A 16,518-nucleotide genomic window follows, 5' to 3' on the forward strand; every position below is an offset into this window, starting at 1 on the left:
AGGATTATGACTAATAACGGATATGCAAAAAGGTATTTTATTAAATTGTAAAAAATTTGAACAGAATTATTATTGAATTGAACATATCTATTATTTAAAAATAAGACCATACTAAAACTTGCACATTAGTTATGAACCAATTACTAAACCACCACATTAGCAACCGAAAAATAACCACACTTGTAGAAAATAAAACCACGTACAACGCCGATTATGCGGAGTTAAATATTTACGAAACCCATAAATATGCCGAAAAAATATCGTTAACGTTTGACTTTCCTGTAATTGCTAGTATGTTAACAGGAAAAAAAGTAATGCATTTAGAAAACATGGCTTCGTTTGATTTCTTTCCTGGTGAATCGGTTGTTATGCCAACAAATAAAGAAATAGTAATCGATTTTCCGGTGGCAACCTTAAAAAACCCAACACAATGTTTAGCACTAGGAATAGACAGTACAAAAATTGACGAAGTTGTCGATAAATTTAATAACCACGTTGCCATTGAACGTGAAAACAATAACTGGAAACTTAGTAATAATGCCTCGCATTTAATAAACAACACCGATGTTAATCATCTTGTGGAGCGTTTAGTTTATACGTTTACAAAAAACACAAGTTCTAAAGATGTTTTATTAGACTTAATGATCCAGGAACTTATTGTGCGCTTATTGCAAACCAAAGCGAAAGCGTTTTTACTTAACGACACCGATGGCGTTTTTAACGATACGCGCATTGGATATGTTATTAAATACATAAAACAAAACTTAACCAATAAAGACATAACGGTTGATTTGCTTGCTAAAAAAGCATGTATGAGTGCATCACATTTTCACAAAAAATTTAAAAACACCCTTGGCGTTTCGCCTATAGATTATATAAATTCTGAAAAAATTAAATTTTCGAAAAAGCTTATAAAAGAAACTAAAAATTTACGCATTTCTGAAATTGCATACAAATCTGGTTTTAATAATACAAGTTATTTTAACAGACAGTTTAAAAAAATGGAATTGATGACCCCTCAACAATTTAAAGCATCTGTCTCGAAATAACAGATGCTTTTTAATTTTAAAGTGAAGCTTAATTAATGTTAATGGTTCACTGCCTCTCCTGCTCCACTTGGTATTCGAATATTTTCTACAATCTCTTGAACATCCTCTGGTGGACTTTTGGTAAATTTCATAACAACAAATGAAACCACAAAGTTTAACACCATAGCTACGGTGCCAAAACCTTCAGGCGAAATACCAAACCACCATGCGCTTTTATCTGGTAATTCAGCATCAAACCAACCCAGTTTATATTTTATCATATATAACAACATTGCAGTAATACCTACAATCATTCCTGCTATGGCGCCTTCTTTATTCATTCGTTTATAAAATATTCCTAAAATAATGGCTGGAAAAAACGATGCTGCCGCCAAACCAAAAGCTAGTGCAACAACAGCCGCAACAAACCCAGGCGGATTAATACCAAAATACCCAGAAACACAAACTGCACCAACGGCAGATAAACGTGCAGCTATAAGTTCGCCTTTTTCGCTAATATCTGGTTTTATTATTTTCTTTACTAAATCGTGAGATACCGATGCCGAAATTACCAACAATAAACCGGCAGCTGTAGACAATGCAGCTGCTAAACCTCCAGCGGCAACCAATGCAATAACCCAATTTGGTAATTTAGCAATTTCGGGGTTGGCTAAAACCATAATATCTCGATCTACAATTAATTCGTTTTGAGATTCGTTGGCTACATATTTTATGAGTCCGTCGTTATTTTTATCGGTAAACGAAATTAACCCAGTAGTTTCCCATTTTTTAAACCATTCGGGAGCGTCTGCATAGGGCTGATTTGAAACCGTTTCAATTAAATTTGTTCTTGCAAAAACCGAGACAGCTGGTGCCGTTGTATACAGAATGACAATAAGTAATAAAGCTAATCCTGCCGATTTTCTGGCATCCTTTACCCGTTTCACTGTAAAAAACCTCACAATAACATGAGGTAAGCCTGCGGTTCCAACCATTAAAGCCAAGGTAATTGCAAATACATCGATGGTTGTTTTTGAGCCTTCGGTGTATTCGTTAAAACCAAGCTGAGTACTTAAGCCATCTAATTTATCTAATAAATACGTACCAGAACCATCGGCCAAAGTACTACCAAATCCTAATTGCGGAATAGGATTACCCGTCATTTGAATAGAAATAAAAATAGCGGGAACCATAAAGGCAAAAATGAGCACACAATATTGCGCCACTTGGGTATAAGTAATCCCTTTCATACCACCTAAAACGGCATAAAATAGTACAATAATCATCCCAATGATTACACCTGTATTAATATCGACCTCTAAAAATCTAGAAAAAACAATGCCAACGCCACGCATTTGTCCTGCTACATAGGTAAACGACACTAAAAGTGCACAAAATACAGCAACTAAACGTGCGGTTTTAGAGTAGTAACGATCGCCAATAAAATCGGGTACAGTAAACTTGCCAAATTTGCGCAAATAAGGCGCTAAAAGTAAAGCGAGTAGCACGTAACCACCAGTCCATCCCATTAAATACACAGCGCCATCGTAACCCGAAAAGGAAATAATACCCGCCATTGAAATAAAGGAAGCTGCACTCATCCAATCGGCTGCAGTTGCCATACCATTGGCCAATGGTGAAACACCACCACCAGCAACATAAAACTCTTTTGTAGAACCTGCTCTAGACCAAATGGCAATACCAATGTACAACGCAAAGGTAATGCCTACTAAAATATACGTCCAGTTTTGCACGTCGATGCCTTCTGCAAATAAGAAACTATTCATCATAGCCGTATTTTTTATCAAGCTTGTTCATAAGGCGTACGTATACAAATATCAATATTACAAACACGTACATTGACCCTTGTTGTGCAAACCAAAACCCGAGTTTAAATCCGCCAAGGCGAATTTGGTTGAGTTCATCTTTAAATAAAATTCCGGCGCCATAAGACACAATAAACCATATGGCTAATAAAATAATGAGATACCTAATGTTTTCTTTCCAATAGGCTTTTGCTTTTTGTTTTGTCATGATTATTTAGTTGTTGTTGGTTGATGGTTTTTATGTAGCGTTTAAACTCCTGAACTACTTTTGGAGTAAGTATAATAGTCGCTAACATGGTTGGTATAGCCATGAGCGCAAAAACACCATCGATTAAATTTAACATGGTGGCAAACGGTGTTGTTGCTGCTAAAATGATACTTAAAATATAAATGTAATTATAAAAATGTTTTTTGTTGGCTCCAATTAAAAATGATAAACATTTAGAGCCATAATAAGCGTAGGAAAACAAAGAAGACACACTAAACACCAAAACGCAAATCATTAGCAAATATTTACCATAAACAGGAATCGCATAATCGAAAGCATTGGCTGTTAAACTAACGCCATTACTTTCTGTCGTTTCCCAAACTCCTGTTACTAAAATCGCTAATGCAGTTAAGGTACAAACAATTAAAGTGTCTATTGCTGGTCCAAGCATAGCGACTAAACCTTCGCGAATAGGCTCGCTTGTTTTTGCAGCGCCATGTGCTAACGGTGCAGTACCAATACCGGCTTCGTTAGAAAAAGCTCCACGACGAATACCTAACAGAATTAATCCGCCTAAAACTCCTCCATAAAAAGCATCGCCATTATAATTTTTTCCCGAAAAGGCATTTTCAAAAATCATGAGGAAATATTTTGGTACTTCTTGGTAATTCGATATTAAAATAAAAAGTACAAATGCAAAATAAAGTAGCACCATACTCGGCACCATTTTGGATGCAGCATTACTAATGCGCTGTAAACCACCAAGAATAATTAAAGATGTAAAAACCACCAAAATTATAGCTAAAATTAAATTTGATTTTAAACCTACTTCTACGCCATTAGGAGTTAAAACAATATCGTTTATAGCTTGTGTTAACTGATTTACATTTACAACAGGTAATGCGCCTAACATTCCGAAAAGACAAAACATAACAGCCAAGGGTTTCCAGTTTTTCCCTAAACCTTCTGTAATAAAATACATGGGGCCACCTTGAACAGTTCCGTTAGAATCTTTTCCTCTGTACATTACAGCTAAAGTACAAGTGAAAAACTTGGTAGACATTCCAACAATAGCACTTACCCACATCCAAAACATGGCTCCAGGTCCGCCCACAGAAATAGCGACTGCAACACCTGCAATATTACCCATGCCAATTGTAGAAGCCAAAGCGGTTGTTAATGCTTTAAAATGGCTAATTTCTCCAGCATCTTCAGGGTTATCGTACTTACCTCTTAATACTTGAATCGCATGTCCTAAATATCGAAAAGGTAGAAGCTTTGAACGAATAATTAAATACAAACCACCACCAATAAGTAAAATTATTAGAGGTAATCCCCAAGCATAATTAGAGAATGCTCTTATGATATTATCCATGTAAAAAATCTAAATTCGTAAAAAAAAGCATTTTGTAGTACCAATATAAAGTTTTTAATTTTTAAAAAGTATATTTAGAGTTAATAAACTAACTAACTTTGCAAACTACTCGGTTATATTTTATTGATGCTGTGCGCGCATTCGCAATTATTATGATGTTGCAAGGGCATTTTATAGACACACTGTTAAACCCAATTTATAGAAACGCCAATAACATTTATTATAACACCTGGAGTTATTTTAGAGGTATAACAGCTCCTGTATTTTTTACAATTTCGGGTTTAGTTTTTGCATATTTATTACTTCTAGCTTATCAAAAGGGAGATGACAAGCCTCGAATAAAAAAAGGACTTTTTAGAGGATTACTTTTAATTGTAATTGGTTATAGTTTAAGAATAAATGTTTTAAACTGGCTTAGCGGTAATTTTAATTCATATGTGTTAGTTATTGATGTCTTGCAATGTATAGGCTTGTCTTTAATTATACTTGTACTTTTACACATTCTATTCAAACGGTTTCAATTAATATATGCCTTTGTTTTACTGCTTTTAGGAATATCAATTTTTGTTACAGAACCACTGTACAGAACCTTAGAATTGAACAACGTCCCTCTTATATTTTCAAATTACTTATCAAAATCAAACGGATCGGTTTTTACTATGCTTCCCTGGTTTGGTTATACGGCTTTTGGAGCATTTTTATCGGTAATATTCTTTAATTATGCACATAAAAGAAAGTTTAAAACAATTGCTACTATAGCCTTTTTTATTATTGGTTTTGCCCTTATTTATTTATCGACTTTTGTTCTATTAAAAGTGAGTTATTTTACTGGTATTGAAATTTTTAAAAGAAGTGCTAATTACAACTATTTATTTACGCGTTTAGGCGATGTATTTATACTTTTTGGATTGCTTTATACACTAGAAAAATACCTAAAGCAATCTTTAATTACTAATATTGGAAAAAAAACATTATCCATTTACGTTATTCATTTTATAATATTGTACGGTAGTTTTACTGGCTATGGATTAAAACGTTATTTATATAAAAGTTTAGATCCAGTTGAAGTAGTTTGTGGTGCTTTAATTTTTATAGTTTGTGTATGTTTTATTGCTTTTTACTACGTGAGAACCAATACATTTATTTACACCTTAATAAGAAAATTGGTAGACAAACTAAAAGGTTAATAGTTATTAATAATACTCTTAATTGGTAAGCCATGGTACAAACAATAGATTTATAAGGAAATGTAACCTTAACAAATCAATTAATTTTAAACCATCGGAAAACAGAAACAAAAATATCCCTAAAAAAACCACCATAAAACTGAGTGTTAGCAAAATATTTTCGTAAAAAAACTCTCTCAAATAATTATGAGAGAGTTTTTAATCCCAAAGCTAAATTTGTAATAACTTAAAAAGCTATTAACTAAATAACCTTCTAATTCCCTAATTATTAAAAATTAGTTAATCAAAAAGGTTATGCTGCTATACTGCAAAGGCAATATTATTTTTTTATGAAAATATTTGTAAAATACCAACGACCATCTGCATTAGCTTCGGCCGAAACATCGAAGTCTGTAAAATCTCCTTCTAAATTTTCCTTATGAGATTCGCTATTTAACCAAGCTCTAACAACAGCCGCTGCAGAACTATACCCGTAGGCCACATTTTCGGTTACTTTTGTAGCTCCGGCATGTTGTTTTAAATAGTTACTTCTGGTATAGAAATTAGCGTGAGAAACCACATCGTTAACAATCATATAATCGGTATGGCTATATGCCACCGATTTTACAAGTTCCATTTCATTTAAGGTATTTAGCCCTAAAGAAACGCGATGATCGTTAATTAAATTTAAAATTTCAATTTCAATATCTTTCGCATCAAGAGCGGTTTGGGGTAACTCTAGTGACACGTTTTCGGAATCCATACTATCTGTTGTACAAGACGACAACGTAATAATAGCCATAAACACCAAAACTGGTAGTTTGTTAAACAATTTCATTTCTAGGTTAAGTTTGTAGGTTTGGGATTATAAAACTACAAGCCTTTCGTAAAAGAAAACGTTAACAAAATGTTAAAATCGACAACAAACATGCATTTAAACGATAATTTGTGTTTTTAATCGTTAAAAAGCATTTAAAATACAATTAAAAAAGTGTTTCATCGATGATTTAAGGAGATAATCGATTTTTAACCCAATTATAATCTGGTTGTAGTTTATAGCAAACACGATCGTGTAATCGGTTTGGGCGACCTTGCCAAAATTCAATTTCAACTGGTTTTACAATGTACCCACCCCAATGCTTAGGTCTTGGTATTTCTTTTCCTTCAAAATCTTTTTCCAATGTTTCGAGTTTTCTTTCTATGAAATTTCTACTTTCGATAATTTCACTTTGATTAGACACCACAGCACCTAACTGACTTCCTCTTGGTCTCGACTCGAAATAACCATCGCTTAAGTTTTCTGAAATTTTTTCTGCTTTTCCTTTAATTATAACTTGCCGTTCGGCCCCATGCCAAAAAAAAGACAGACAAACATGAGGATTTTTAGCAATAGATTTTCCTTTTTCACTATTATAATTCGTGTAAAATATAAAACCTTCATAAGTGTATTTTTTTAATAACACGACTCTATTTTTTGGAAAACCATCTAAACCAATAGTTGAAACAGTCATGGCATTAGTTTCATCTTCAGAAAAAAATTTGTCAACCTCATAAAACCACTTTTGAAATAACTCCATAGGGTTTTCTGGAGTATCTGATAATAATAAAGCCCCTTTTTCGTATGATTTTCTGTAATTGCTTAAATCTTTATTCATACTACAAAATAAATAAAATTATAAGATAAAGCGTTTTATTTAATGAACAGAATTTCTATTTTTAACACCCCTAAGAAAATTATATATGAAATTTGAAGATTCCTCCATTTATAAAGAGTTGAATCCAGAAAAACTTGTTTTACCTTTCGGTGAATTTTATTTAACGGATAAATTTATAGTCGCAGAAATTTATGATGGAGAGCATGTAGATTGGAGTAAAATTGAACTTCTTCTTACTAAAATTGAATCATTCTATAAAAAAAACACTAAACTAGCCTACATTTCACATAGAATAAATGACTACTCTGTAAACCCACAAATTTGGTCACATTGGGAAAATACATTTGATTTTATTGTTGCGAGTGCCATTGTTATTTACAAAAGTACAACCTTAATGAATGCATCTATTGAAAAAGTTTTTGCAAACAAAAGCTTGAAGCGTTGCAGAAGTTTAGAAGAAGGTATAAACTGGGTTAATAATTTAAAAGAGTTTGCTTAATATAGATTAAAAGTTAAATACCTTACCGTCTTTGGCTAATTTAACATTGTTAAACACTTCACTTGCTTCATTTTTAAACAAAGATAAATCGTCGTACCTCGTAGAATAATGTCCTAATATTAAAGTTTTAACTTCAGCCTGTCTAGCTATGTTTGCTGCTTGTTTTGCCGTTGCATGTTTTGTTTTTTCGGCATAGTGTGCATGCTTTTCTAAAAAAGTAGACTCATGATATAGCACATTAACATTCTTGATTAAGGGTATAATATCTTCTTTGTATTTAGTATCACTGCAAAAAGCATAGCTTTTTGGGGTTTCGGAAGGAAAAGTTACCGCTTTATTATCTATAAGAACACCATCTTCATTTTCAACATCATACCCTTGCTTTAATTTACGGTAGTAAGCAACATCTATATTTGCTTCATGCGCTGCTTCTATATTTAATTTACGTTCGCCTTCCTTTTCTTTAAACAAGTATCCATTGGTATAAATTCTATGATCCAACGGAATAGTATAAACTTCTACTTTATCATCATGGAAAATTAATTCTGATTTTTTTGAAGTTAATTCATGGAAACATAACTTATAATTAGTCCAAGAATCTGATAATTTAAGTTGCAACGTAATAGCTTCTTTTATGCCTTTTGGACCATAAATATGTAAATCAGCTTCTCGTGTTAACAACCTAAAGGTCGAAATTAAACCAACCAGACCAAAAAAATGATCGCCATGTAAATGTGAAATAAAAATATGTTTAATTCTATTAAACTTTATTTTGTGTTTTCGCAATTGTACTTGTGTACCTTCACCGCAATCTATTAAAAACATATGATTGTTTATTTCTAATACCTGCGAGGTGGTATTATTTAAAGTTCGTGGTGTTGCGCTATAACAGCCTAAAATGGTTAACCTCATAATTGTTTTAGAGGTTTATAGTTAAGAAAATCGCTTACCGAAAATTTATCTTTAAACGTAAAAGCATATGGCGAACTCCCAAATTCGTTTAAATAATCTAGTTTATGTTTTGCTTCTTGTAAGGTTGGTAACGCACTTTCAGGAATATACCAAAATGCCATATGACTTAATTCTATTTTAGAAAACCACTCCTTCTTTCGTTTAAAAATATCGACATGAGCTGATTTGTAGATATAATTGAATAAACTTTCTAGATTTTTCCAAAGCGATATATTTACAATTAAAGATGCATCTTGAAAAATTTGAGCTACTTCATTTTTTTCTTCACCTTCTAAACGCCAAATAAATCCTTCGCTTTGATCGGCAATAGCATTAATTCTATTAACATTATTTACAAAATCTTGCATAATGGGATCGTCCAATGGTGCTTTACATTTAGCTACATTAACTTGCGCCAGATAAAATTGTTGCATGCTTAAAACCCTAAATCACGTTCCATTTCTTCCATATCAATAATATCGTAAGCTTCTTGAAGGGTTGGAACAATAACTATTTCGTCTGGGGTTTTATCGACATCAATCCCTTGATTTACAATTACAAATGAATGTTTAGCTCTACGATGCTTATTAGAAAGCTGTAAAAATTCAATAATTTGTCCTAAAGGAATTGTTTTTAACGTATTTAAATTAACAATTATATTATCGTTTTTAAATTTGGGGTACAAACTTTCTATTTTTTTTACCAATTCTATAACCGACGCATTTTCTTGGGTTATTAAAGTAGTATTTTCATTTTTATCTATAATCATTGTCTTATTGTTTAATTTTTGAAGCTAACAAATAAATAACAGCCATCCTAACTGCTACACCATTTTGTACTTGGTCTAAAATTATAGATTGACTAGAATCAGCCACATCGCTGGTAATTTCCACTCCACGATTTATTGGCCCTGGATGCATAATAGTTATCTCTTTATCTAAACTATCTAGCAACGCTTTATTAACTCCAAATTGTTGGGTATATTCTCTAGTTGTTGGAAAATAACTAATATCCATGCGCTCATTTTGTACACGAAGCATATTCGCTACGTCACACCAATTTAAAGCTTTTCGTAAATTGGTTTCTACTTTTACACCTAATTTATCGATGTATTTTGGTATTAATGTTTTAGGCCCGCAGACCATAACTTCGGCTCCTTGTAATTGTAACGCAAAAATATTTGATAAAGCTACCCGACTATGTAAAATATCGCCTACAATTACTACCTTTTTACCTTTTACGTTTCCTAATTTTTCACGAATAGAATATGAATCGAGTAAGGCTTGAGTTGGATGTTCATGAGCACCATCGCCTGCATTTACAATACTTGCACTAACATGCTTGGATAAAAAAACGCCTGCTCCGGGGTTTGGATGTCTCATTACTACCATATCGACTTTCATTGATAAAATATTGTTTACCGTATCGATTAAAGTTTCTCCTTTTTTAACAGACGATTGCGCAGATGAAAAGTTTATTACATCAGCAGATAACCGTTTCTGTGCCAGCTCAAACGATAATTTTGTTCGGGTAGAATTTTCGAAAAACAAATTAGCAATGGTAATATCGCGAAGCGAAGGGACTTTTTTAATTGGCCGATTTATGACTTCTTTAAAATGATCGGCAGTTTCAAAAATAAGTTTTATATCTTCTTTGTTAAGATATTTTATTCCTAATAAGTGATTTACACTTAATTCGCTCATTTTTATTATTTAAGTTTTAAGTTATTTAATCTCTATATCTTGATTAAATTTTATTTTTCAATTAGGTAAACCGAATCTTCTTTATCACGTTCTTTCCAGTTTACTCGAACTTTTTCATCGTTAATTACATCTACTTGCCTTCCTCTATAATTAGGTTGAATTGGTAAATGCCTACTAAAACGCCTATCGATTAATGTTAACAGTTCTATTTCGTTTGGTCTACCAAAAGATTGAATTGCAGTTAATGCGGCACGAATACTGCGCCCAGTGTATAAAACATCGTCAATAAACACAATATTTTTATCTTCAACAATAAAATTAATTTTAGTTTTATTAGCTTCTAGTGGTTTATCTCCACGGCGAAAATCGTCTCTAAAAAACGTAATATCTAAATAACCTAATTGAATGTTTTTAATTTTATAATGCTCTGATAAAATTTTAGCCAATCTATCGGCTAAAAAAACACCTCTAGGTTGTAAACCTATTAAAACAGTATTCTGAAATTTATGATGTTTTTCAATAAGTTGACAAGCCAATCGATGAAGAATGATGTTTACCTCTTTTTCGTTAAGTAACACTTTTTGACTCATAATATTTCCAAACATATTTGGACAACAAAGGTAATGTAAAAATTAAAAAATTAAAGCATTAAATTAAGTTTCCTAAAACTTCCATCCTCTTATTTATTTTGCTTTAAAATTTTAAATATTTCAAAACTACCATCAAATCCTTCTATTTTTTAAAAAAATAAACAAAATTTAATTTTGAGATATCAAGTTTATTAACTTTTAGATTACTCAGAATTAATTGACTTAATTTAGAATACAAATTTATATGTAATATTGGTTTATCTGTTTTAATATTAATTTCTTTCTTTGCTGGATTAGGATATACAATTAAGTTCCATTTTTATTCTTTGCTGCATCTAATTCTGAATCTAAAATAAAAGTATAAGATGCTCCAACTAAACCCATACCTGAGATTCTTGTAAATCAACACCCCTTGCTCCTACCATTATTTGAGATGAATGAATTGCTGCCGAGTCTCCCCAAAAAACCACTTGAAGTTCTATCAGAAGGAACGATTTTTTGTACCTCACTCCATTGACATTTTCTTTAAATACATAAATTGCCCCAGCACTAGTTAATGTATTACTCCCATTTTCATCATCATCTTGTCCGGTACCAACAACAATCTAATTATTATCCATGTCTATGGTAGAGCCCAAAAAGCCATTTACACTTCTTTGCGATGATACTATCTTTTAATTTTGAGTCCATGCTCCACTAACTTCTTTTTTGGAAATTTAACAGGAACCAGCATTGCTAATAGTATTATCAAGGTTATTACCCTCATCTTCTTGCACAGCACCAATAACGGTATAAGAACCATTAATAGCTACATCTGACCTCAAAAATGATTATTCTCGGATCTATATGTTGCCACTACTTTTTGTTGATTTCGTCAATTCCCTTTAGTATAATGGACAAATCACCACCTAAATCAACTGACCAACCAAATAAATCACCAATATTAAAATCTTGAGCTATAATATTATTTCATTCTATCCAATTTTGAGCATCGGTAGAAATAAGTATATAAAAAACAATAAATGTAAGATAGACTTTTCTCATTTTGAAGTAAACAACTAAAATTCTTGTACAAATGAATATAAAAAAAGCCTCGCAAATTGCGAGGCTTTAAAATTTTACCAAACGCATTTAAGCGCTTAGTGAGACAAAAATTATTTCTTTCCGTCCATTTTATCTTTTAATGCTTGTAAAGCATCGTTAGCATCACCTAAAGTTGGTTTAGCTTCTGCAGCTGCAGCTTCGGCTTTTCTTACCGCTTGCTTAACTATTTTAGCTTCTTCAGCTTTGAATACAGCTGTGTGAGATGCTACAACACGTTTAAATTCTTTGTTAAATTCAATGATTTTAAACTCTGCGCTTTCACCCTTTTTAAGTTTGCTTCCGTCTTCTTTTTCTAAGTGACGAGAAGGAATAAATGCAACAATATCTTCGTTAAACTCAACAGTTGCTCCTTTGTCTACTATTTCAGAGATTTCAGCAGTATGAATCGATTCTAAAGCGAATTCAGTTTCATACTTATCCCAAGGGTTTTCAGTTGTTTGTTTGTGACCTAAACTTAATTTACGTCCTTCAACATCTAACTCAAGTACCACAACGTCTAATTTATCACCTACAGAACAGAATTCTGATGGATGCTTAATTTTCTTAGTCCAAGATAAATCAGAGATGTAAATTAATCCATCAATACCTTCTTCTAATTCAACAAAAACACCAAAGTTTGTAAAGTTACGTACAACACCTGTGTGCTTAGAACCTAGTGGGTATTTAGTTGTAATATCTGTCCATGGGTCTGGGTGTAATTGCTTAATACCTAAAGACATTTTACGATCTTCTCTATCTAAAGTTAAGATTACCGCTTCAACCTCATCACCAACAGCTACGAAATCTTGAGCAGAACGTAAGTGTGTAGACCAAGACATTTCAGAAACGTGAATTAATCCTTCAACACCATCAGCAACTTCAATAAATGCACCGTAATCTGCGATTACAACGACTTTACCTTTTACTTTATCGCCAACAGCAACAGTATCAGCTAAAGCTTCCCAAGGGTGTTTACTTAATTGTTTTAAACCTAACTGGATTCTTGATTTATCTTCATCAAAATCAAGGATTACAACGTTAAGTTTTTGATCTAATTCTACGATTTCGTTAGGGTGGTTAATACGAGACCATGAAAGATCTGTAATATGTACTAAACCATCTACGCCACCAAGGTCGATAAATACACCGTAAGAAGTAATGTTTTTAACAATACCTTCTAATACTTGACCTTTTTCTAACTGACCAATAATTTCTTTCTTTTGCTCTTCAATATCAGCCTCAATAAGTGCTTTATGAGAAACAACAACGTTTTTAAATTCGTGGTTAATTTTAACAACTTTGAATTCCATTGTTTTATTTACGTACTGGTCGTAATCTCTAATTGGTTTAACATCAATTTGAGAACCTGGTAAGAATGCTTCGATACCGAAAACATCTACAATCATACCACCTTTAGTTCTACATTTAACAAAACCATTAACGATTTCGCCAGTTTCGTGTGCTTTATTAACTCTATCCCAAGCCTTAATTACACGAGCCTTACGGTGAGATAATACTAATTGTCCTGTAGCATCTTCACGTACATCTATTAATACTTCTACCTTATCACCAACTGCTAAGCCAGGGTTGTAACGAAATTCGTTTAATGAAATTACACCTTCAGATTTTGCGTTAATATCAATAATAGCATCGCGATCTGTAATGTGAATTACTGTACCTTCAACAACTTCATCATCTAAAGTGTCTACAAAGTTTTCAGCAACTAACTTTTCGAATTCTTTTAATTGTAAATCATCAACCTCATCAATACCTTCTTGGTAATTGTGCCAGTTAAACTCTTTTAAGAATTTTTCTGGGTTTGCTTGAGCTTCAGATACAACAGGAGTTTCTTCTTTTTGAGCTTCAGTAGATTCTACTTGAGCTTCTTGTGCTTTTTCAGCCATTTAATTAAATTTTGCAAGTTTTACTTTTAACTTTAAAATATAACTTACATTTTGTATTCTGCATGCTACGGAAGATTTAAGCGACTGACACACAGAAGTGTTATTACTTATTTTTCATCTAAATTCCTTTTATCTTTTCCGTTGATTCGCTAAAAGGAGTGCAAAAATACAAACATTTAACTTAAATACCTAATTATGAGGCTTTAAATTAAATGTGACTTTTTCTGTCTTTTTGTATCTTAATAATGAAGATATTCTTAATATATATTTTAAGATGTTCTTTTAAAAAATCATTATATTTAAACATAAATTAATTAAAAACTTTCACAATGGCAGTTAAACAAAAATACCAACCTGTACTAGATTTAGGAGAAGAATTAAGCATTAAAAATGGAGACGTTTCTGTTGAAGGAGATGTATTAAAAATTAAAGGTACAGCGAATACGCAATACGAAAAAAACCTACTTTGGGATAAAATTAAAGAAATTGGCGGGCAAGAACCATCCGATATTATGGCTAACATTAGTGTTGCAGATGATAGCATTTACCATAAGCACACTGTAAAAAGCGGTGAGACTTTAGGTAAAATTGCGAAGCATTACTATGGAGATGCCATGAAGTACAAAGCTATTTTTGAAGCTAACACGTCTATTTTAAGCAACCCAGATGTTATTCATCCAGATCAAGAGTTAGTAATTCCTAACTTATAATAAAGTTTTATATTACAAAAAAAGCGAACCTAATTGGTTCGCTTTTTTTATATCTTTTTTACTTAAAACGTTTCATCGTTCTTTCTACTAATTTTAAAATTTCGTCAAACTGTTCGGTTAATGTCATATTAGAGTTATCAAATTCAATGGCTTCGTCTGCTTTTACTAATGGAGAATCTTTTCTATTAGAATCGATATAATCACGGTCTTGCACATTTTTTAACACCTCTACATACTCAATTTTATCCCCACGTTCTATAAGTTCGTCATATCGTCTTTGCGCTCTTGTTTCGGCCGAAGCTGTCATAAACAACTTTAATTCTGCATCTGGAAAAACAACGGTTCCAATATCGCGACCATCCATAACCACGCCTTTATCTTTCCCCATGTTTTGCTGTTGTTCTACTAACTTTTTTCGAACTTGAGACACAGCCGCTACTTGGCTAACAAAACTTGAAACTTGGAGTGTTCTAATTTGCTTTTCAACATTTTCATTATTTAAATAAACCTCTGCAAAACCTTTGCTTTCGCTAAACTTAAAACTAATTGTAATTTTAGGTAAATCGTTTATTAAAGCTTCGGTATCAAAACCTGCTTTATTTATAAACCCCTTTTGCATGGCATAATAAGTTACCGCACGATACATGGCTCCTGTATCTACATACACATAACCTAAATGTTTTGCTAATTGTTTTGCAACTGTACTTTTTCCTGTAGATGAAAACCCGTCGATTGCAATTGTAATTTTTTTCATAATGATTAATAGTAAGACAAAAATACAATAAGATATTTTATTGTAAATCTATTTGAAGTCCAAAAAAGTTAGCATTCGCCTCTCCGGTATATTTGGCATGTGTATAGTTAAAACGCATTCTATTCATTTTCAAACCAAAACCTACAGCAATACCCGAAAAGTTGCGTTGTTCCACAACACGAAGCTCCTCGCCTCTTCTAAAATTATAACCAACACGAATATTAAAACCACCTTCTGGAAAAATTTCGGCTCCTACAATAGTATGACGAATAACCTCGGCTAAAAATCCAACTTTTTCTTTGGTTTCATTTCCATTTAAATCGCTAGATGTTCTAGAAGGATTAGAAAAAGCAATAGGCCATTGTTGCAAATTCTCGAAAGTAACATGCCAACGAATAGGCACATTTTCTAGTTTTTGAGACAGCCCCAAGGCAACCTCAAATGGCAAAGATTCTTGCAAGCCTGCATAAGTTGTAATTTGCGAACCTAAATTTCTAACTACTAGTGCCGCATTAAAATCTAAATTATGGTCAATATAAATTAAACCTAAATCTACCGCGGCCCCAAACGATGTATATTCTTCGAGTTTAGAGGTAATTAATTTTAAATTTCCACCAAAATAAAAATCGGAATAACCAATTTGAGTGGCATAACCTAAAGACAAAGCTGTTTCGCCTCCCGAAAAGGCTCCTGTGGAATTACCATCTTCGTCGTAACCATCAAATTTTCCGTAATTAATATAAGTTACACCGGCATGAAATGTTTGCGTTCGCCTATCTACTGTGTAAGCATAAGCAGCAGTACCGTAACCAATACCGCCTAAATAACTCACGTAGTTTAAAGCTAATTGATTATCCATATCGGCATTAATAGTTGCCGGATTATAAAGCGCTTGGGTAACATCGTAATCTACATTTGTTAAAACCTTACCTCCTAAAGCCGCTTGACGTGGCGCAGAAATTAAATTTAAAAATTCATAGGTATGCTCGCCTCCTATTTGAGAATAAGACACCGCACTAACAACTAACAAACAATGTAGAACTACTTTTTTAAGCATATTAAGGTC

Annotated in this window: 18 protein-coding genes; 4 read left to right on the forward strand and 14 right to left on the reverse strand. The window is 32.6% G+C overall.

The window, feature by feature from the left end:
• Positions 1-131: 131 nt before the first annotated feature.
• The gene (locus PW52_RS13060; protein ID WP_044633416.1) at positions 132-1,049 is read left to right on the forward strand and encodes an AraC family transcriptional regulator; all 918 of its coding nucleotides are present in this window, start codon (positions 132-134) and stop codon (positions 1,047-1,049) included.
• Positions 1,050-1,087: 38 nt separating this feature from the next.
• Here the strand turns inward: PW52_RS13060 and PW52_RS13065 are convergent, their stop codons facing one another.
• Genes PW52_RS13065 through PW52_RS13075 form a run of 3 tightly spaced genes read right to left on the reverse strand, consistent with a single transcriptional unit; the run spans position 1,088 to position 4,437 of the window.
• On the reverse strand, positions 1,088-2,788 hold the full coding sequence (locus PW52_RS13065) for a sodium:solute symporter family protein (RefSeq protein WP_044633472.1): 1,701 nt from the start codon (positions 2,786-2,788) through the stop codon (positions 1,088-1,090).
• Positions 2,789-2,807: 19 nt separating this feature from the next.
• Positions 2,808-3,062 (reverse strand): DUF4212 domain-containing protein, encoded by a 255-nt coding sequence (locus PW52_RS13070; RefSeq protein WP_044633417.1) that lies wholly within the window; start codon positions 3,060-3,062, stop codon positions 2,808-2,810.
• On the reverse strand, positions 3,019-4,437 hold the full coding sequence (locus PW52_RS13075) for an alanine/glycine:cation symporter family protein (protein WP_044633418.1): 1,419 nt from the start codon (positions 4,435-4,437) through the stop codon (positions 3,019-3,021). Before PW52_RS13075 ends, PW52_RS13070 begins: the two co-directional genes overlap by 44 nt.
• A 98-nt stretch (positions 4,438-4,535) precedes the next feature.
• Here PW52_RS13075 and PW52_RS13080 point away from each other — a divergent pair, with 98 nt between their 5' ends.
• Positions 4,536-5,624 (forward strand): heparan-alpha-glucosaminide N-acetyltransferase domain-containing protein, encoded by a 1,089-nt coding sequence (locus PW52_RS13080; RefSeq protein WP_052823506.1) that lies wholly within the window; start codon positions 4,536-4,538, stop codon positions 5,622-5,624.
• Between the two features lie 319 nt (positions 5,625-5,943).
• Here PW52_RS13080 and PW52_RS13085 read toward each other — a convergent pair whose 3' ends face one another.
• Positions 5,944-6,441: a CAP domain-containing protein gene (locus tag PW52_RS13085; protein ID WP_044633420.1), complete on the reverse strand. Its 498-nt coding sequence runs from the start codon at positions 6,439-6,441 to the stop codon at positions 5,944-5,946.
• A gap of 169 nt (positions 6,442-6,610) precedes the next feature.
• Complete coding sequence (gene pdxH, locus PW52_RS13090; protein ID WP_044633421.1) at positions 6,611-7,258, reverse strand: pyridoxamine 5'-phosphate oxidase; 648 nt, start codon at positions 7,256-7,258, stop codon at positions 6,611-6,613.
• Positions 7,259-7,343: 85 nt separating this feature from the next.
• Here pdxH and PW52_RS13095 point away from each other — a divergent pair, with 85 nt between their 5' ends.
• Complete coding sequence (locus tag PW52_RS13095; RefSeq protein WP_044633422.1) at positions 7,344-7,757, forward strand: hypothetical protein; 414 nt, start codon at positions 7,344-7,346, stop codon at positions 7,755-7,757.
• A 6-nt stretch (positions 7,758-7,763) separates the two neighbouring features.
• On the opposite strand, the gene PW52_RS13100 is transcribed toward PW52_RS13095, so the two are convergent.
• The 7 genes from PW52_RS13100 to rpsA form a co-directional block, all read right to left on the reverse strand.
• Entirely contained in the window at positions 7,764-8,669 is a 906-nt protein-coding gene (locus tag PW52_RS13100) for a ribonuclease Z (RefSeq protein WP_044633423.1), read from the reverse strand.
• On the reverse strand, positions 8,666-9,142 hold the full coding sequence (locus PW52_RS13105) for a DUF3291 domain-containing protein (protein WP_044633424.1): 477 nt from the start codon (positions 9,140-9,142) through the stop codon (positions 8,666-8,668). Before PW52_RS13105 ends, PW52_RS13100 begins: the two co-directional genes overlap by 4 nt.
• Before the next feature lie 2 nt (positions 9,143-9,144).
• Positions 9,145-9,477 carry a hypothetical protein gene (locus PW52_RS13110; protein ID WP_044633425.1) on the reverse strand — a complete coding sequence of 111 codons (333 nt, stop codon included), beginning with the start codon at positions 9,475-9,477 and terminating at the stop codon, positions 9,145-9,147.
• A 4-nt stretch (positions 9,478-9,481) separates the two neighbouring features.
• Complete coding sequence (locus PW52_RS13115; protein WP_044633426.1) at positions 9,482-10,411, reverse strand: aspartate carbamoyltransferase catalytic subunit; 930 nt, start codon at positions 10,409-10,411, stop codon at positions 9,482-9,484.
• Positions 10,412-10,461: 50 nt separating this feature from the next.
• Positions 10,462-11,001 carry a bifunctional pyr operon transcriptional regulator/uracil phosphoribosyltransferase PyrR gene (gene pyrR, locus PW52_RS13120; RefSeq protein ID WP_044633473.1) on the reverse strand — a complete coding sequence of 180 codons (540 nt, stop codon included), beginning with the start codon at positions 10,999-11,001 and terminating at the stop codon, positions 10,462-10,464.
• Positions 11,002-11,856: 855 nt separating this feature from the next.
• Positions 11,857-11,964 (reverse strand): hypothetical protein, encoded by a 108-nt coding sequence (locus PW52_RS17865; RefSeq protein WP_394331361.1) that lies wholly within the window; start codon positions 11,962-11,964, stop codon positions 11,857-11,859.
• A 191-nt stretch (positions 11,965-12,155) separates the two neighbouring features.
• Complete coding sequence (rpsA, locus tag PW52_RS13125; protein WP_044633427.1) at positions 12,156-13,988, reverse strand: 30S ribosomal protein S1; 1,833 nt, start codon at positions 13,986-13,988, stop codon at positions 12,156-12,158.
• A 329-nt stretch (positions 13,989-14,317) separates the two neighbouring features.
• Between rpsA and PW52_RS13130 the strand changes: the two genes are divergently transcribed.
• Entirely contained in the window at positions 14,318-14,698 is a 381-nt protein-coding gene (locus PW52_RS13130) for a LysM peptidoglycan-binding domain-containing protein (protein WP_044633428.1), read from the forward strand.
• A 58-nt stretch (positions 14,699-14,756) separates the two neighbouring features.
• Here the strand turns inward: PW52_RS13130 and cmk are convergent, their stop codons facing one another.
• Complete coding sequence (cmk, locus tag PW52_RS13135; protein WP_044633429.1) at positions 14,757-15,452, reverse strand: (d)CMP kinase; 696 nt, start codon at positions 15,450-15,452, stop codon at positions 14,757-14,759.
• Between the two features lie 37 nt (positions 15,453-15,489).
• On the reverse strand, positions 15,490-16,509 hold the full coding sequence (gene porQ, locus PW52_RS13140) for a type IX secretion system protein PorQ (protein ID WP_044633430.1): 1,020 nt from the start codon (positions 16,507-16,509) through the stop codon (positions 15,490-15,492).
• Positions 16,510-16,518 lie beyond the last annotated feature (9 nt).

It is taken from the genome of Neotamlana sedimentorum (genome assembly GCF_000943565.1).
GTDB classification, from domain to species: Bacteria; Bacteroidota; Bacteroidia; order Flavobacteriales; family Flavobacteriaceae; genus Neotamlana; species Neotamlana sedimentorum.